This window comes from Streptomyces sp. NBC_01224 (assembly GCF_036002945.1).
GTDB lineage: Bacteria > Actinomycetota > Actinomycetes > Streptomycetales > Streptomycetaceae > Streptomyces.
Window position 1 is genome coordinate 938,611 of the sequence record NZ_CP108529.1, and the last position, 18,484, is coordinate 957,094.

Consider the following 18,484-nt stretch of genomic DNA (forward strand, 5'->3'; position numbering starts at 1 on the left):
TGGTTTCCTTCGACGTGCGGGGTGTCCGGTCCGGCTCAGTAGCCGACGACCTCGGGCCAGTGGAGTTCGACGCCGGCCTCGACCAGGCGGCGTTGGAGCTGATCGACGAGTGCGGGTTCGGCGGCGACCTGCTGCGGGCTCAGTCCGCGGTCCAGGCAGAACGCGGTGAGTTCGATCGCGGACTCGCCGACGTTCCATTCGACCGGGTGGAGCCGGTAGGCGCCGTTGGTGATGTGGGTGGTGCCGATGTTCTTGGCGGCGGGGATCAGGTTCTGGGTCCGGACCGGGACCAGGGCACCCAGCGGGATCTCGAACGGCGCCGACTCGACGTCGATGTAGTTGTCGCCGCCGGTCGAGGGGTGCAGGTCGATCCGGTACATCCCCACCCCGACGGACGCATCGAACCGGGCCGGCGCGCCGGACCCGCGGGATGCGACCGAGATGTCCTGCTCGCGGACGGTGGTCAGCGCCTTGATCCGGCGGGATTCCCGGATGTACGGAGCCTGCGCGAAGCCGTCGCTGGTTCCTACCAGGTCCCCGCGCAGCCTCAGTCCGGGCCACCCTCGGCCGCCGTCGGGCCGGGGCGCCTCGGTCTGCAGCCAGTGGACGTAGGCCCGGGACTGCGCCTTCGCCGCGGCCAGGTGCCGCGCTCGTTCGTCGGTGTCGATGATCGAGCCGCCGACGTAATCCAGCTGGGGCCAGTTGGCCAGCACGATGTCGCTGTCGTACAGGCCGTCGGTGAAGGTCTGCCGGGCGGCAATCCGCCGGAACTGCCACAGGTCCCGGTCCCCGGCGTCGAACCGCGGATCACCGGAGACGTCCTGCTCCGGATTCACGATCATGGTGCGCTGCTCCGGCACCAGGGTGCGCGGATCGGGCGCGGTGAACGACAGCATCGGCGCGCCCCAGTAGGGCAGCTCGAACGAGCGCCAGTCGTCGTAGTCGTCGGGCCGGGCGATCGTGTGATCCCCGGCGGCATGGTCGAAGACGAAGCACCACGCGATCGACTGCACGTTGGCCGGGTCGGCGACGTCGGGAGCGCTCGGCTCACCGGTGTCGGACCGCGCCTCGGTACCGACGACGTACTCGGTGCCGGTCAGCGGCAGCAGGTCACCGGTCTCGGTGCCGTCCAGCACGAACTCCGCCGTGATCACGCTCTGCGCCCCGGTCTGCGGATCCGCGACCGTAACCGTGCGGACCACCCCGTCCACGACCTTCACTCCAGTGGCAGCTGAACTCGGCGGCCCTGCAACGTCGCCCGCGTCGCCGACTGAATCGACACCGCACCCAGAACACGACGCCGGGCCACGCACTTCCGCACTCTGTGCTCAGCCACCGCATGATCTGCCCAACATCACCAGCAGAGTCGCGTCGTTGGGTTTCGCGTCGAGGGCGCGATGCATGAAGAGAGGGCGCCGTGTCCCGGCGGGGCGGGTAAAAGCCGGTCCGTAGGGAAAGATGACAAGGCGCGGTCCTTACCCGTGCTGTAGCGGGCTGGAGGGAAGTTCTCGTGAGACGAACGCCTGCAAGCGCAGGCACCGAGATCGCAGGGTGGGCCATCCCAGGGGACGGCGGGCAATGGTTTGCCCCCCTGCAGTGCAAAACCCGGGACCTCTCGCTGCTCAACCCCGGCCTTCCCCACGTAGAGCCGCACGTCACGGCGTGGGCGCAGAAAGTGGGGCTGCTGTCTGCGGAAGCGGCTGAGCAGGCCCGCAGGGAGCGTCATATTGCCTTCGCCGGACGGGTCTGGCCATGGGCACCCCCGGAGCGGCTGGCAGAGCTGTCTCGCTTGGCCCTGTGGATGTTCGTCGTCGATGACCGCAGTGACGCCCGCGGGGACGATTCCGGAGCGGTCGACACAGAGCTGCAAGCCATGATGCGCATCGTCACCTGCGAACAGGACGTTGTGCCCGAAAAGGCGCCGGGGACCGTACGCGTCCTGGCAGAGGTCGTGCCCCGATTGGCCGATCAGATGAGCCCCGCATGGAACGATCGCTTCCGCCGGCATCTGGCGGAATGGATACGCACCAACCGGGACATGATCCGGCGCCGGGTGGAACGCAGCGTACCCACGCCTCATGCCTACGTCGCCTGGCGCCGGGTCTCCGGAGCGGTCGGCTGGTGCTTCGACCTCACCGAATACGCACAGGACGCGGGACTCACCGAGCTGGTGTGGTCCTCGCCGGCCTGCCGACAGCTGCGGGATACCGCCGCCGACATCATCTGCTGGACCAACGACCTGTACTCCCTCGGCAAAGAACTACGCACCGGCGAAACCAGCAACCTCGTCGTGATACTGCAGCACCATCACCACTTGACGCTGCAGGACGCTGTCAACGAGGTGCACCGCCGGCTCTCCCTGCGAATCATCGAATTGCCTGCCGCAATAGTCAGTCTGCAGACCACCGCCTTCGCCATGAACCTGACGGTGCAGGAACAGGCCGCAGTTGACCGGTACGTGGACGGGATCCGCGCATGGGCTCGTGGATTTCTCGAATACAGCCAGGAATCGGCACGGTACGCCGAGGCCTCCGTTCCCCCAGCAACGGCGGGGCTGCGGTTGTGAGCCAGGATTACTTTGGAACGGGCGACCGATCGATGTCCGCCCGACCGGCTCGGGAAACGTCCTGAGCGCACTGGCAGCAGGACCGCCCCCGGTCCTGCTGCCGGCCCTTCACCGGCTGGCGGTACGCCCCGGAAAACCCCGAGGCCGACGCCGGGTTCGACGACTCGTCCTGGCGGCTCTGCGACCTCACCACGTCCCACAGGTGGCGCGCGAAGAGCACCCTCCTGGGCCAACGACGCCTTCACGTCGGCCCGTGGGCTGACCGCGGCCGGACTCGACGGCGACGCCACCGTGCTTGCCTGGCGCATCCAGGGCGGGACCGGGGACGAACTCGTCCGCGGACCGCTCAACGCCGGTGGATGTACTAAGGGCCCGTAAAGAATCAACACGTTGCTTCACGGCCTCCCTGTCGTTGGTGTGGTATGCGCATACCGAGCGAGGTTCGTGACCAACTTGCCCTGAGATTCGGAGTGTTGTTCCCTCACCTGAATGAGCGGCAGCAGCGGCTGGCGCTGGCCGCCGAGGCCCGGCTGCTGGGGCACGGCGGGGTCCGGGCCGTCGCGCGTGCCGCAGGGGTGAGCGAGACGACGGTGCGGAAGGGCGTCTTTGAGTTGGAGGGCGGTGAGGACCCACTGCCCGATGGCCGGGTCCGCCGGGACGGCGGCGGTCGCAAGAGCGCCGAGAAGCTTGACCGGCTGCTCGTTCCGGCGTTGCTGGCGCTGGTCGAGCCGGATGAGCGGGGCGATCCGATGTCGCCGCTGCGGTGGACGACCAAGTCGCTGCGGTCTCTGGCCGGGGAGCTGACGCGGCAGGGCCATGCCGCGTCAGCGCCGACCGTGGGCAGGCTGCTGCGGGAGAACGGCTTCAGTCTGCAGGCCAATGCCAAGACCCTTGAGGGCGCTCAGCACCCCGACCGGGACGCGCAGTTCCGCTACATCAACGACCAGGTCAAGGACCATCAGGCGGAGGGCGAGCCGGTGGTCAGTGTGGACACGAAGAAGAAGGAAGTCGTCGGGGAGTTCAAGAATGCGGGACGTCAGTGGCGGCCGGCCGGTGAACCCGTGCGGGTTGACGTCCATGACTTCCCCGGCGATGCACTGGGCAAGGCCCTGCCTTACGGCATCTACGATCTGGCGGCGGACACCGGCTGGGTGAATGTCGGTACGGATCACGACACCGCAGCCTTCGCGGTCGAATCGATCGGCCGTTGGTGGAACGGGCAAGGACGCCTCGACTACCCGCAGGCCAGACGTCTGCTGATCACTGCCGATGCCGGCGGCTCCAACGGCTACCGCACCCGGGCCTTCAAGACCGAGCTGGCCGCGTTCGCCGCCCGGACCGGCCTGGCCGTCACGGTCTGTCACATGCCGCCGGGCACATCGAAGTGGAACAAGGTGGAGCATCGGCTGTTCTCCGCCATCACCATGAACTGGCGCGGCAGACCGCTGAACAGCCACGAGGTCGTCGTGCAGTCCATCGCCGCGACCACCACCCGCACCGGTCTCACCGTCCACGCCGAACTCGACACCGGCACCTATCCCACCGGTGTGAAGGTCAGCGATGCGGAGCTGAACGCGGTGCCGGTCACCGGGCATGCCTTCCACGGCGAATGGAACTACACCGTGCACCCCCACCCCGCCAGCCCGGCAGGCCACACCAGGCCGCCGACGCCCGGGCCGGCAGCGGTCATCGACCGCGGTGCCCTGTCACACCCCGTGCTGACCGGCATGACCTGCACCGCACTGACCGAGCTGACCGAGACCCTGACCCCCGGCTGGCAGGCGCTGCAGAAACAGGACCCGGCCACCCGACGCGACGGCGGCACCCGGCGCCGGGCCCCGGGCGGCGGCCGCAAAGCCAAACTCGACCTGGCCGACCGGGTCCTGGCCACCGTGCTGCAACAAAACCTCGCTCTGCCACCTACCGTGCTGGCCCACCTCTTCGACGTCAGCAAGGACACCATCCGCCACACCACCAGCGAGATCCGACGACTGATGGACCAGCACGCGCACACATCCCAGCCCCCAGCAGCACACCTCAGCACCCTGGCAGGACTCCTCGTCCACGCCACCGCACACGGCGCGACCCTCACGACAAAGACCAAACCAACGTGTTGATTCTTTACGGGCCCTAAGAACCGGGCCGGGTGGTATCTGCCCGGCTTCCCCGACACCAGTGGCAGCCCGTCGACCTGCCGCGGGACTGGACCCGCCAGGGGGTCGCCTGGTACCCCACGACGTTCCGCCTCGACCCGGACGACAAGGAAAACGGCCGTCGGAGCCGCGGACATGCCCCCGACGGTCCCGCACGCCGTTCTCCCAGGTCAACCCACGAATCCGCCGATCATGTGTGTCTGCCTACCGATGAAGTCGGGAGACCCCGGCGACGATGGCCCGTGAAGCCGAACCCCACGCCGGCGTTGCGAGATGCCACCGCACGATCAACCGCATCCAATCCCCCAACATCTCTGCCGTGTATATGTGTGTTTCGCTAGGCTCCCCAGCATGCTGGCAGAGCAGGGGGAATAAAGTGTCGGAACGTCACCGCACCGAGAGGACCACCGTCGTGGACGGACGCGATCGGGTGGGTAAGCCCCTGTACGAGCGCCAAAACGAGGTGGTCGCTGCTCGGAATGCGGTGGAGGGGATCTGCGCAGGCGGCGGGGACCGCGAAGGCAAGCAGGGTGGGCTGCTGTTCTTCAGCGCTGCCGCCGGGCTGGGCAAGACGACCGTGCTGGCCGAGGTCCGGCGCATCGCCACTGCCCGCGGCTGCACTGTACTGTCTGCCCGAGGCGGCGAGCAGGAGCATACCGTCCCCTTCCATGTCGTACGCCAGCTGCTGCAGCCCATCCTCGCTTCCTGCACCGAGGCCGAGCGTCGCGAGATATTCGGCGGGTGGTACGAGATCGCCGGCCCGGCCGTTGGTCTGTTCGCTCAGCAGACCGGTACCGCCGCCCCGGACCCGCAGGGCGTCCGGGACGGTCTGGACTGGGTCGTCACCCAGCTGGCCGTGCGACGGGCACCGATAGTGATCGTTCTCGACGACGCCCACTGGGGTGATCTGGAGTCACTCGCCTGGCTCGCCGCGTTCGCGGTGAGAGCGCAGGAACTTCCCGTGCTGGTGGTCCTCGGCTACCGCCCGGACGAAGTGCCCACCGAGGCCGCGACGTTCCGCGAACTGATCGAAGGCCGCAGCGGACGCCCGATCCCCCTGCACGTTCTCAGCCCGGAGGCAGTGGGCGAACTGGTGCGAAGTTCGCTCGGAGCGGAAGCCGACGACCTCTTCTGCCGCGAGTGTTGGGCGGTCACCGGCGGCAACCCCTACGAGGCCGTCGAGCTCATCGCCAAGGTCCAGGACCGCAGCCTCGCCCCGAACGCGGAGTCGGCCTCCCTGCTGCGCGAACTCGCTGCGAGCGCACGCGGCGCCGGACTGGTCAAACGGCTGGAGAGGCTCGGCCACGCCTCTGTCCGGGTTGCCTGGGCCGCCGCGGTGCTCGGCACCGAGATCTCCCCGGAGCTGGCCGCAGCAGTGGCCGGACTGCCACCGGCCGAGGCCCAGGACGCCGTGGACCGGCTGCGCGTCGCCCGTATTCTCACCGGCAGCCGGACACTCGAGTTCATCCATCCACTCGTCGCCACCGCTGTGTACCAGGCCATCCCGCCGACCACCCGCACCGCGCTGCACGGTCAGGCCGCCTGGGCGGTGGCCGACGCGGGCCTGGGCGTCACAGCCGCCGCTCGGCATCTGCTCGAGACCCATCCCGAGGACGACCCACACACCGTCCTTCAACTGCGCGCTGCCGCGCGCGAGAATCTCCGTCTTGGCGCGCCCGACGCGGCTCGACGCTGTCTGGAACGTGCGCTGCGCGAACCGCCGGCGCCCGAGGATCGCGCGGGCGTGCTCTACGAACTCGGCTGCTCTGCCCTGCTCACTGCCCCGGCCGTCACCGTCAATCACCTCACGGCAGCCCTGGAGCAGCCCTTCCTGGACCCCGCGCTCAGGGAGGACGCCACCTTCCGGCTGGCTCAGGCATTCGCCCACAACGACCAGCCCGCCAGAGCGGCCGCCGTCGCGGGCGCCGAGGCAGCACAGGCAAAGTCCGCTCGAGCGCGGCTGCGCCTGCAGGCAGCGCATTATCTGTGGCTGGCCTTCGACGCGCACGAGGCGCAGGCGTCCGAGCGCTCCCGTCGGCTCGTACGGCTTGCCGAGCACGTGCCCGGAAAGGACATCGAGGAGCGGGCCCTGCTGTGCGTTCGAACCTGGGACGCGATGTTGCGCGGGGAGCCGACCGCGAACACGCTGGCCATCGCCGCACGTGCCCTGGGACTGAGCTACACCGACCCGGACTGGGGTTTCGAACTCCCGAGCCTGACCGCGCTCAGCTACATGTACGCCGACGAGTGCGACCGCGCGGAAGAACTGTTCAGTTCGGCCATCGCAGAGTGCGAGCAGGTCGGGTGGAGTGGTGCCCACCTCTCTTTCGGCTTCACTCTCCTCGGCCTGGTCTGGTTCCGGCGCGGGATGCTCGTCGAAGCAGAGGACTGCGCGCGTGAGGGAGTGCGCCTGGCCGAGCGGGTGGGCCCCCGGGTGCCCGCCCAATGGTATGCCGTCGGACTGTTGCTGGACGTCCTGCTGTCCCGGGGCCGCGTCGAGGAGGCGCTTCGCGTCGCCGAGACGTACGACTTCGCGCCCCCCTACCCGAACGCGGTGGCCTTTCCCGACTCCCAAACCGTATACGGACGACTGCTTCTCGCCCGTGGTCTGCGCGAGGAGGCCGTGGCACAACTCACCGCGGCCGGGAAACGGCTGGAAGCCAAGGGCATCCTCAACCCGACCTGGTGTCCCTGGGCGGGATACCTCGCCATCGCCATCGCTGAGGAGGACCCCCAGCGCGCCCGCGCCCTCGCAGCGGAGATGCTGCGTCGGGCAGAGCGCTATGGCACGCCCACCGCCATCGGTGAGGCGCTGTGCTTCGGCGCGGCGGTGGACGAGGACGGGCAGGCGCTGCCCCAGCGAGAGCGCGCGGTGAAGGTACTGAGCCGGTCCCCCAACCGGCACGCGTACGCTGAGGCGCTGATTGACCTCGGCGCGGAGCTCAGGCGCGACGGCCGCACCGACAGGGTAGCCGAGCTGCTGTTCGAGGGTATCGAGCTGGCGGACCGATGTGGTGCCGACCATCTCGCTGAGCGAGGCCGTGCGGAGATGGCCAAGGCGGGGCTGCGGCTGCATCGGCAACGCACTTTGGCGCAGCGTCGGGTGAGCGCCGCAGAGCAGGGCTGACCTCGAGCGAGGCAACGGGGTCGGCCCCCCTGAATGGGGCCTGTGTGATGTCGTGATCAATCTTGCAGATCCGGATCCGCCTGGAAGGCGGATCCGGTGGGAAGACGATCGCGACGCGCAGGCAACTCACCGACGAACAGTGGAAGTTGATCGAGCCATTCCTGCCGATAGCTGAGTACGGCCCGTACCCCGAGCGGCTGCGGGATCAGTTTGAGGGGGTGATCTGTCACAATCGAGCTCACCTCCGACGAAGCCCTCGTCCTCTCGGACTGGCTGGAGCGAGTTCAGATGACCGACCTCAGCCGTCTGGTCGACGACCCAGCCGCATGGGTTCCGATCCACAAACTCGCGGGGACATTGGACAAGACACTCCCCGGGATCTTCGCTGCTGACTACGCGGAGCGTCTGGCTCCGGCACGGCGCCGTCCGAGGGAGACCATGGGCAGCTTCGCTGAAGAGCAGGACGGCTGAGTCAGCTGTCCCATCCGTCAGCACGATTCCGTGAAAGCCATGTCAGTTGAGAATACTGAGGGCCAGCGTTCTCAATCAACGTGGCACCCCACCAGGTCAACGGCTCACCATCTGACAGATGCACTTCGACAGGACACGCTGGTCAGTTCCTCGGACGTTCCCACCCCGTCGGCGAGAACCGTGCGGATGTGGACCGGAGTTGAGAATCTCGCAGGCAGCATAGCGGGAGACTCCGTGAGAACGCCCAGGTCACCGCGTCGGTATATGGCGCGGGCGCTGAGAACCGCGCCAGTTTTCGTCCAGGGTCACGCGGTCCATGACGAGCGCATCCTGGCGGGCGGCACAGTCCGGGGGCGAGCAGTGAGAAGGCTGCGATCACAATGAGCATCGCGGTCAGCTTGGCCCTCTACATCACGCGTGTGTGGGAGACAGCCGGGCCAGTCGGCCGGCAGCCAGCACTCCGGCAGCTGCGGCCCCTGGACCGCCTGCCGATCGCGTCCGGCAGGACGGATCCGCAAGGCCACAAACCGTGAATACATCCGTTTGAAGCCACTGCGGCCGGTGCCGGGCCGGGAGCCCTCACGCCATTGCACCGGCTTCGCTGCCTTCCGGCCCGCCGCGATGACCAGCTGCTTCACCGATTGCGGCTTGTCCGGGTACTTCGCCACCGGCGGACGCCCGTTCCCGTTGTAGGGCTCGGTTCGCCCAAGTCGGTATCACTCCGAACGTGGCCACCATGTCCCTGGCCGAGTACGGCGCAAGCAATATGGACCTGGCCCTGCGGGGCCTGGAGCTCACGACGCTCGATCCCTACCTCGCCGACCGGCGCTGCCGTGTGGTCCCGGCCCTCGGGCACTTCCCCGTCCGGATGATCACCAACGGCGCCGTCGACCGCACCGTCCACGGCTGGATCGCCGACCAACACAGCCGCTCCACCGTCAAGAACAGCCTCGCCGTCCTCGTCCGCGTCATGGAACAAGCCGTCCGCGACGGGATCCTCACCGTCAACCCCGCCCGAGTCACCGGCTGGCAGCGCGAGTACAAACAGGCCGAGGACGAACTCGACAACCCCCGGCCCTCGCCCTGCGCGACTGGCCCACCCTGCTCCGCCTCGCCCAGGCACTCACCGACCGATCCCACGACCACTACCGAGGATGGCGCGTGGTCGTCGTCTTCGCCGCCGCGACCGCCGCCCGCATCGGCGAGGTCTCCGGCGTCCGCGCCTGCGACATCGACACCGAGAACTGGATCTGGACCGTCCGCCGGCAGACCACCCCCGCACCCGGCGGACTCACCGACAAGAACACCAAAGGCAAACGCGCCCGCCAAGTCCCCCTCATCGAGGAAATCCGCCCGATGATCGCCGAACGCATCCTCGCCGTCGGCCCCAACCCTGACGCGCGGCTCTTCACCGGCCCCCGCGGCGGGCGCATCTCCACCGCCGTCCTACGGGACGCAACCCACTGGGACAAGGTGGTCACCTCACTCGGCCACGAACACCTACGCCGCCACGACCTCCGCCACACAGGACTCACCTGGTTCGCCGACACGTCCCCGCCCACGTCCTCCGCAAAATCGCCCGACACGGCTCCCTCCTCACCACCCAGCGCTACCTCCACCCCGACATGACCCAGATCACCAACGCCGGCCACGCCCTCACCGCACACCTCAACCCCATCCGCACACCCCTCACCCTCGCCGTCCAGCCGGCAGCAGGACGGCGCCGCTAGCCCCCGTGGTCCCCAACTGGTCCCCAAGAAACACGGAAAGGCGGTACCGGATTTCTCCGATACCGCCTGCGACCTGCGAAAACACAAGTCGGGACGACAGGATTTGAACCTGCGACCCCTTGACCCCCAGTCAAGTGCGCTACCAAGCTGCGCCACGTCCCGATGCCCGCCTGACCTGGGGTTTCCCCCTGGCCGAACGCGCATGAGAACAATACCGCACTTCGATGGGTGGTCACGAACACCTTCCCCGGCTTGACCTCAACCAAACTTGATGTTCAACGCTGAGTCCATGACGAACACAACTGCTGCGCCCACGGGCGACTACCGCGACATGAACCGGCTGATGAGCCTGATGACGGGGGACGAGAAGCACGGCCCCGCCGCGACCTCCACGCTGGATGCCCTCTGGGTGCTGTACGACCGGGTGCTGCGGGTGACGCCCGGCACCGCCGACGCGCCCGACCGCGACCGTTTCCTGCTGTCCAAGGGGCACGGTCCGATGGCGTACTACGCGGTCCTGGCCGCGCACGGTTTCTTCGGCGAGGAACTGCTCTCCGGCTTCGGGGCGTACGACTCACCGCTCGGGCATCACCCGGACCGGACGCTGGCGCCGGGGATCGAGATCGGCAGCGGGTCGCTGGGGCACGGGCTGCCGCTGGCCGTGGGAAGCGTGCTCGGCCTACGGGCGCAGGGGCTGACCGACCCGAGGGTGTGGGTGCTGATCGGGGACGCCGAGCTGGACGAGGGCAGCAATCACGAGGCCCTCGCCTACGCGGGCCCGGCCGGGCTGGAACAGCTGCACACCGTGGTGATCGACAACGCGTCGGCCTCCTACGGCCGGCCCGGCGGCATCGCGGCCCGGTTCGAGGCTGCAGGCTGGTCGGTCGACTCCGTCGACGGACGCGACCACGAGGCGTTGTACGCGGCCTACACAGCGCCACACCCTGGGCGGCCGCAGGCTGTGGTCGCACGCGTCGACCCCAAGAACTGAACGCACCGGGACGAAATCCGAAGAGACAGAAGCAACGAAACCGGAGAGGGACACTTCACATGGACACGATGCGTGACCGCTTCATCTCGACCACCTCACAGCTGCTGGACGAGGACCCCCGCCTTGCACTCGTGCTGGCCGAGATCAGCCGGGACGGCTTCGACCGGGCCGCGCGGGCCCATCCGGACCGGGTCATCAATGTGGGAATCAGGGAACAGCTGCTGATCGGGACGGGCGCCGGGATGGCGCTCACCGGCCTGCGACCGATCGTGCACACCTTCGCCAGCTTTCTGGTCGAGCGGCCGTTCGAGCAGGTCAAGCTGGACTTCGGCCATCAGGGAGTGGGCGGTGTGCTGGTGAGTGCCGGAGGCTCGTACGACTGGCCGGCGGGCGGCTTCACCCACATGTCACCGGGCGATGTCGCTCTCATGGACACCCTCGACGGCTGGACGGTGCACGTCCCGGGCCACCCCGACGAGGCCGAGGAGCTGCTGCGGCAGGCTGCGGCCGGGGTCGGCCGGGTGTACGTACGGCTGTCGCTGCAGTCCAACGACCGGGCGCGGCCGGTCGGCGCGGGGACCGGGTTCACAGCGGTGCGGGAGGGGGAGGGCGGGGTGGTGATCGCGGTCGGACCGATGCTCGACAATGTCCTCGCGGCGACCGACGGCCTCGATGTGACCGTGCTGTACGCGACGACGGTGCGCCCCTTCGACGGGGCCGGGCTGCGGCGGGCGGTCGGTGATCACGGGGCAGCCGATGTGGTGATCGTCGAGCCGTATCTGGCGGGCACGTCCACGGCCGCGGCCAATGACGCACTCGCCGAGCGGCCGCACCGCGTGCTGGGCCTCGGGGTGGGGCGGGCCGAGCTGCGCAAGTACGGGGAAATGGACGAGCACCTCGCCGCCCACGGTCTGGATCCGCGGGGGCTGCGGGAGCGGATCGGCGGGTTCCTCCACCGATGACCGGGGCGGTGCCCTCGTACCGGGACAACCGCTCTCCCCCAACCCGCGCCAGAAGCCCCGAAGTCACAGAGTGCGCTCCCGGCCCATTGACCCCATCAAGACCTGAACCTACTCTGAGCGATGCACTCCAGAAAGCGCTTTCTAAATCCCGTAGTCGGCATCTACCGCACAGGGAGCGCCCATGAGTCATCGCCCGCTGCAAAGCCGCCCGTTACGAGGTCGCCGCTTTCCTTCGCCGCTCATCGCCGTCACCGCGCTCCTGGCGTTGGTCGTCGGTCTTCTGGCGGCCTCGCCGCCCCGGGCCCACGCGGCTTCCTTCCGGGTCCTGGTCTACTCCGAGGTCACCAACTTCCCTCACGACTCGATTCCCGCCGGGATCGAAGCGATCCAGAAGCTCGGCGCCGAGAACGGCTTCGAGGTCGAGGCGACCGAAGACTCCGCCGTCTTCAACGACACCGATCTCACCCGCTTCCAGGCGGTCGTGTTCAACAACACCAACTCCACACCGGAAACAGGTGACTTGCTGAACACCGACGAGCGGGCGGCCCTGCAGAAGTACATCCGTGCGGGAGGCGGCTGGGTCGGTCTGCATGCCGCGTCCGCCAGTGAGCGCGACTGGGACTGGTACGAGGGTCTTACCGGTGCCATCTTCGACCAGCACCCGGCCGTGCAGACCGGCCGGATCAAGGTCCTCGATCACGCGCACCCCTCCACCAAGGGCCTTCCGGACCTCTGGGAGCGTACGGAGGAGTGGTACAACTGGCGCACCAATCCCACCTCCAAGGTGCACACCCTCGCGCAGATCAAGGTGCGCGACGGCATCACCGGGCTCGACGAGGGCGTGGACCATCCGTGGTCCTGGTGCCAGAACTACGACGGCGGCCGCTCCTGGTTCACCGCAGGCGGGCACGCGTCCTCGGCGTTCCAGGAGGAGGACTTCGTCCAGCACCTGCTCGGCGGTATCGAATGGGCCGCGGGTGCGAAGCCCGGTGACTGCACGGCGACGCGGACCGGTTCGTTCCAGCGGACCGCGCTGGCCACCAGCGACCTCGCCGACCCGTTCGAACTCGCCGTCGCCCCCGACCGCCGGGTGTTCTTCGCCCAGCGCACCGGGAAGCTGAAGGTCATCGACCAGCAGACGATGAAGGTGTCGACTGCGCTGGACTTCGCGTACACACCGGAGATGACCAGTCAGTCCGACGGACTGCTCGGCCTCGCCCTCGACCCGGGCTTCGCCACGAACAACTGGCTCTATCTGCTGCACTCCGACAAGACCGAGAAACAACTCGATCTCTCCCGGTTCACCGTCACCGGCAATACAGTCGATCCCGCCTCGGAGAAGCGGCTGTTGACCATACCGACCTGGCGGGGTGAGGGCCGGGCCAATTCCCATATGGCCGGATCACTCGCCTTCGACAAGGCCGGCAACCTGTACGCGGCGACCGGGGACAACACCGATCCGTTCGCCTCGGACGGCTTCAACCCGATCGACGAGGGCGCGGGCCGGCGCGCCTGGGACGCCCAGGGCACGGCGGGCAATACGAACGATCTGCGTGGCAAGATTCTGCGCATCACGCCCAGGGACAACGGTACGTACACCGTTCCCGAGGGCAATCTCTTCGCGCCCGGTACGGAGAAGACGCGTCCGGAGATCTACGCGATGGGGATGCGCAATCCCTTCCGGATCACCACCGATCCGCTCAGCGGCGCGCTGATGGTCGCCGACTACGGTCCGGACGCCAAGGAGGCGGTCGCCGATCGCGGGCCCGAGGGGACCGTCGAGTACACCCGTATCACCAAGGCCGGGAACTTCGGCTGGCCGTACTGCATAGGCAACAACACCCCCTTCACTGACTACGACTTCACGACGAAGAAGTCGGGTCCGAAGTTCGACTGCGCGGCGCTCGTCAATGACTCACCGAACAACACCGGGCTGCGGCAGCTGCCGCCTGCCCAGCCCGCCACCGTCTGGTACGCCTACTCCGCATCCGCCGAATTCCCGGAGCTCGGCACCGGAGGCGGCGGCCCGATGAGCGGTCCCGTCTACGACTACGACCCGGACAACACCTACCGCACCAAATTCCCGGAGTACTTCGAGGGGAAGTGGATCAACTACGAACTGACCCGCCGGTGGTTCAAGACGTTCTCCTTCCAGCAGAAGGACCAGACGTTCGACGATCCGCGGTTCGCTCCCGTCAAGGCCGGTGAACTCCAGTCCATCAACGGCATCTTCCAGGACATGCAGTGGAACCAGCCCTTCGATGCCGACTTCGGTCCCGACGGAGCGCTGTACGTCATCGACTTCGGGCTCGGCAGCGGTACGGGCCGCGGTGGCAGCAACGAGGGTGCCGGCATCTACCGGATCGACTACGTCGGTGACGGACGGCTGCCCGATGCGAAGATCACCACGAGCCGGGACAACGGTCCGGCGCCGCTGACGGTCGGCTTCTCCAGCGCCGGTTCCGGACTGCCCGGCGGCCGGCCTGTCTCGTATGCGTGGGACTTCGACGGGAACGGCACCACCGACTCGACCGACGCGAACCCCTCGTACACCTATCGCACGAAGGGGCTGGTCACCGCGCGGCTCACGGTCACCGGGCCCGGCGGTCTCACGGCGCAGGCCGTGCAGGACATCACCGTCGGCAACTCCCGTCCGGAAGTGACCATCAAACAGCCCCCGAACGGCGGGGTGTTCAGCTTCGGCGACACCATCCCCTTCACCGTCGAGGTCAAGGACAAGGAGGACAGGAAGAACGGTCCGATCGACTGCTCACGGGTGGTCGTGCAGTCGCAGCTCGGCCATGACACCCATCTGCATCCGCTCGACAACTACACCGGCTGCACAGGGGAGATCGTCACGGATGCCGGGGACAGCCACGGTCCGGGACAGAACCTGTACTACGGAATCACCGCCCAGTACGAGGACAAGGGCGCTCCGGGCGCACCCGCGCTGACCGGTTCCACCTCGCTCACTCTGCGTACCGCCTTCCGCGAGGCCGAGCACTTCACGGCGACCGGCGGTACTCACGGCGGCGCGGTGATCGGGAGCAGGCCCGATGCCTCCGGCGGGAAACGACTGACCGAGATCGAGGACGGTGACTGGATCAGCTTCGATCCGGTGAACCTGAAGAACATCGACTCGGTGACCGTCGGTGCGGCCTCCGGCGGGATCGGCGGGAATGTCGAATTCCGGGCCGGGTCACCGACGGGCCCACTGCTCGGCAAGGTGACCGTCCCGAACACCGGTGACTGGGGCAAGGTCGTCTCACCGACGACGGCACTGACGGATCCCGGCGGCAGCATGAAGCTGTACGCGGTGTTCAGCAACCCGGATTGGAGCAGCGACAAGGCCGATCTGTTCGCGGTCGACTGGCTGCATTTCAACGGTCCCGGCGTCGAGAAGAGGCACGGTACGAAGGTCGCGGTGAAGGCGGCCCCGGCGACGGGCACCGCACCGCTCGCCGTGGCACTGAGCAGCGTGGTGGAGCCGGTGGCCGGGCGCACGATCGCCTCGTACCACTGGGACTTCGGCGACAACACCAAAGCGGAGGGTGCGACTGCCACGCACACCTATGACCGGAAGGGTGCGTACACCGCGCATCTGACGGTCACCGACGACAAGGGCGACACCAGCACCGGTTTTGTACGCATCGACGTGAGTTGAGAGGGGAGACCCGCATGGACCGCACACGACGCACCTTCCTTGGCACGGCCGTGGGCATCGCCGCTGCCGCAGGGCTCGGCACCGGCCCCGCGTCCGCCACCGAAGCCCGCCGCTGCCGGCGCATCCCGCCGTCCGGGATCGGCATGCACCTCTACACCATGCGTACGCCGTTGGCGACGGACTTCAGGGGCACTGTTGAGCGGCTGGCGGAGATCGGCTATGCCACGGTCGGGGTGAGCGGCCGGCACGGCCACAGCGCGGCCGGCATCCGGCGGATGCTCGACGAGAGCCGGCTGCGGGCCGTTCTCGAACATGTCGGCTACGACATCGTGAAGGGGGCCGGACTCCCCCAGGCACTGGAGGACATCCACACCCTGGGCGGCAGGTGGATCGTCGTGCCCAGCCTGCCGGGTTCGCTGCACAGTCCGGCCGGATACCGCGAAGTGGCCAAGGAGTTCAACCGGGTGGGGCTCGCCGCGCGCGAGTCCGGGCTGAAGCTGCTGTACCACAATCACGGGACGGATCATCAGGTGGTGGACGGCGTCAGCCTCTACGACATCCTGCTCACCGAAACCGACCCGGAACTGGTCGGTTTCGAGCTGGATCTGTACTGGGCGGCCAACGGCGGCGCCTCCGCGCCCGGGGAGCTCTTCGTACGGCATCCGCGACGCTTCCCGGCACTTCATGTGAAGGACATGGCGCCGAACGGGGACTTCGCGGACGTCGGCTCGGGGGTGCTGGACTTCCCGGCGATGTTCGACACGGCGCGGCAGGGCGGTGTGAAGCAGTGGCTGGTGGAGCACGACGCGCCGGCTGATCCGTTCGCCTCGGCGCTCGCGAGCTATACGTATCTTTCCCGGCTGCGCTACTGAGACCGAGCTGGCAGGCACACGGAGCGGCCCCGGGTTGCGCGTACCGCAGCCCGGGGCCGCTGCGCATTCAGCGGGCGGCAAGCAGCTCCCCGTACCAGTCGAGCGTCGAATCCACCGTGGCGGAAAGGGGATTGGGGACGAGGCCGTACGCCTTCTCGATCGCCGAGGAGTCGACGATCTGCGCCTCCGTGTGCTGGTAGAACATCTCGGCGTACTCCGCCATGAAGACCTCGTCGAAGGGGCCGAACGGACGCGGTTCGTCGACGACCGTGATATTCAGGGGGCGGCCGGTGTGTTCCTCGATCATCGCGAAGATCTGTCGGGTGGTCTGTGCCGGGGCTGTCGGCAGGTGCCAGACCCGGCCGTCGGCGTCCGGATTCTCGCCCAGCGTGGCGAGCCCGGCGGCGACGTCGCCGATGTAGGTGTAGCTGTGCGGCAGGTCGATGTCGCCGAGGGCCGGGACCTCTCCCCCGGTCAGTGCGGCGGGGAAGACGGCGCCACCGAGGGTGGAGTTGAGGACGCCGGGTCCGACGAAGTCGGCGGACCGGCCCAGGACGACACGGAGCCGCCCTTCCCTGTGTGCCGCGAGATAGCGGGCATCCAGCTCGGCACGCATCCGGCCCTTGCGGGTCGTCGCGTTCCATGGGGTGTCCTCGGTCATGACGGCGCCGTGCGTCTCGCCGTACGGGTAGAGCGTGTCGAGTACGACGAGGCGCGCACCGACTGCCTCGGCCGCTGCGAGAACCGCCTCCTGGATCCGTGGCATCACCTCGACCTGGAGGTGGTAGCCGACGTTGACACAGTGATACACGACGGCGGCGCCATCGGCCGCGGCGCGGGCGCCGTCCGCGGTCGCGACATCGGCGGCGAACCGCTCGACGCCCTCGATCGCGGGCCCGTCGCCCGCCCGGTCGACGAGCCGGACCGGGTGGCCGCGGTGGGCAAGTTCGACGGCGAGCGCGGTGCCGGCCGGGCCGGCGCCGAGAACGACCTGAAGATCACGTGTTGCGGTCATGGCATGCCCCTTTTGATCGACTCTGGATCGACTTGATTCGCTACGACTTCTTGCAACTGTTAGAGACAGTAACTCTCGCAATGGGTCATCGCAAGATCCACTGTTAGACTCCATAACAGAAGTGAGTCCACCTAGCGAAGGACGAGCCGGTGATGGTCCGAGCCGAGCAGGGGCCGCGTGCCCGGTACCGGGAGCAAACCCGGTCGGAGATCAAGGAAGTCGCGCTTCAGCAGCTCGCCGATGGCGGGGTCGGGGCGCTCGCGCTGACCCGCATCGCCAAGGAAATGGGGCTTTCAGGACCGGCGCTCTACCGCTACTTCGCCAGCCGGGACGATCTGCTGAGCGCACTGATCCGGGATGCGTACGACGACGCGGCAGCGGCGATGGCCGAAGCGTCGGCCGACGCATCGACCGTCTCGCAGGGCCCTCGCGGACGGCTGCACACGCTTGCCGATGCCTACCGGGCCTGGGCGGTCGAGGAGCCGCACCGCTATCTGCTGATCCAGGGCGCACCCGTGCCGGGCTATGTCGCTCCGGACGACACGCTGGACCGGGCCCGTGCCGTTCTCGGGCCTTTCCTGGCAGTCTTCGCTGACGGAACACCGGGAGCCCGGGTCGCTGCGGTGGTGGCAGAGATGACGGTGTGGCTGGGCACGGACGGGGCTGTGGGCGATTGGGTGGCCGAGTACGCACCGACTGCGGCCGGGGACACCGGAAAGTCGGCACAGGCGTTGGCGGGTGCGGTGCTGGCGTGGGCACAGCTGCACGGTTCTGTGGGACTGGAGGCCGCAGGGCAGTTCGTGGGTATGGGCCACAGCGGCGCCACGTTGCTGGGCGCGCAAACGGAGATGCTGGCGGACGCGTTCGGGCTGGAGTGAGCAGAACAGCCGTCCTGTCCTCGATCGCCCCGGACGGGCTCGGTCTTCAAGCCCG

At 68.2% G+C, this 18,484-nt stretch carries 12 protein-coding genes, 1 tRNA gene and 1 pseudogene; 10 read left to right on the plus strand and 4 right to left on the minus strand.

What is annotated here, in order from left to right; all coding sequences use genetic code 11:
- Positions 1–35: 35 nt before the first annotated feature.
- The gene (locus OG609_RS04200; RefSeq protein WP_327271512.1) at positions 36–1,313 is read right to left on the minus strand and encodes an FAD-dependent oxidoreductase; all 1,278 of its coding nucleotides are present in this window, start codon (positions 1,311–1,313) and stop codon (positions 36–38) included.
- A 197-nt stretch (positions 1,314–1,510) separates the two neighbouring features.
- On the opposite strand from OG609_RS04200, the gene OG609_RS04205 reads away from it, so the two are divergent.
- From OG609_RS04205 to OG609_RS04220, 4 genes are all read left to right on the plus strand, one after another.
- Positions 1,511–2,566, plus strand: a complete 1,056-nt coding sequence (locus OG609_RS04205) for a terpene synthase family protein (RefSeq protein ID WP_327271513.1) — start codon at positions 1,511–1,513, stop codon at positions 2,564–2,566.
- Positions 2,567–2,988: 422 nt separating this feature from the next.
- Positions 2,989–4,683 carry an ISAzo13 family transposase gene (locus OG609_RS04210; RefSeq protein WP_327271514.1) on the plus strand — a complete coding sequence of 565 codons (1,695 nt, stop codon included), beginning with the start codon at positions 2,989–2,991 and terminating at the stop codon, positions 4,681–4,683.
- Between the two features lie 448 nt (positions 4,684–5,131).
- Entirely contained in the window at positions 5,132–7,846 is a 2,715-nt protein-coding gene (locus OG609_RS04215) for an ATP-binding protein (RefSeq protein ID WP_327271515.1), read from the plus strand.
- Positions 7,847–8,134: 288 nt separating this feature from the next.
- Entirely contained in the window at positions 8,135–8,317 is a 183-nt protein-coding gene (locus tag OG609_RS04220; RefSeq protein WP_327278402.1) for a hypothetical protein, read from the plus strand.
- A 434-nt stretch (positions 8,318–8,751) separates the two neighbouring features.
- On the opposite strand, the pseudogene OG609_RS04225 reads toward OG609_RS04220, so the two are convergent.
- A pseudogene (locus OG609_RS04225) lies at positions 8,752–9,018 on the minus strand (IS701 family transposase); the annotation flags it as partial.
- A gap of 460 nt (positions 9,019–9,478) precedes the next feature.
- Between OG609_RS04225 and OG609_RS04230 the strand changes: the two are divergent.
- Entirely contained in the window at positions 9,479–9,946 is a 468-nt protein-coding gene (locus tag OG609_RS04230) for a tyrosine-type recombinase/integrase (protein WP_327271516.1), read from the plus strand.
- A gap of 189 nt (positions 9,947–10,135) precedes the next feature.
- On the opposite strand, the gene OG609_RS04235 is transcribed toward OG609_RS04230, so the two are convergent.
- Positions 10,136–10,209, minus strand: a tRNA-Pro gene (locus tag OG609_RS04235).
- A gap of 127 nt (positions 10,210–10,336) precedes the next feature.
- Here OG609_RS04235 and OG609_RS04240 point away from each other — a divergent pair.
- From OG609_RS04240 to OG609_RS04255, 4 genes are all read left to right on the plus strand, one after another.
- Positions 10,337–11,038 (plus strand): transketolase, encoded by a 702-nt coding sequence (locus OG609_RS04240; RefSeq protein ID WP_327271517.1) that lies wholly within the window; start codon positions 10,337–10,339, stop codon positions 11,036–11,038.
- 59 nt (positions 11,039–11,097) lie between these two features.
- The gene (locus tag OG609_RS04245) at positions 11,098–12,000 is read left to right on the plus strand and encodes a transketolase family protein (RefSeq protein WP_327271518.1); all 903 of its coding nucleotides are present in this window, start codon (positions 11,098–11,100) and stop codon (positions 11,998–12,000) included.
- 181 nt (positions 12,001–12,181) lie between these two features.
- Positions 12,182–15,664, plus strand: a complete 3,483-nt coding sequence (locus tag OG609_RS04250) for a ThuA domain-containing protein (RefSeq protein ID WP_327271519.1) — start codon at positions 12,182–12,184, stop codon at positions 15,662–15,664.
- A gap of 14 nt (positions 15,665–15,678) precedes the next feature.
- Positions 15,679–16,536 (plus strand): sugar phosphate isomerase/epimerase family protein, encoded by an 858-nt coding sequence (locus OG609_RS04255; protein WP_327271520.1) that lies wholly within the window; start codon positions 15,679–15,681, stop codon positions 16,534–16,536.
- A gap of 67 nt (positions 16,537–16,603) precedes the next feature.
- Here the strand turns inward: OG609_RS04255 and OG609_RS04260 are convergent, their stop codons facing one another.
- Positions 16,604–17,551, minus strand: coding sequence for an NAD-dependent epimerase/dehydratase family protein (locus tag OG609_RS04260; protein WP_327271521.1), 948 nt, complete (start codon positions 17,549–17,551; stop codon positions 16,604–16,606).
- A 152-nt stretch (positions 17,552–17,703) separates the two neighbouring features.
- On the opposite strand from OG609_RS04260, the gene OG609_RS04265 reads away from it, so the two are divergent.
- Positions 17,704–18,429 carry a TetR/AcrR family transcriptional regulator gene (locus OG609_RS04265; RefSeq protein WP_327277933.1) on the plus strand — a complete coding sequence of 242 codons (726 nt, stop codon included), beginning with the start codon at positions 17,704–17,706 and terminating at the stop codon, positions 18,427–18,429.
- The last annotated feature ends 55 nt before the right edge of the window (positions 18,430–18,484 follow it).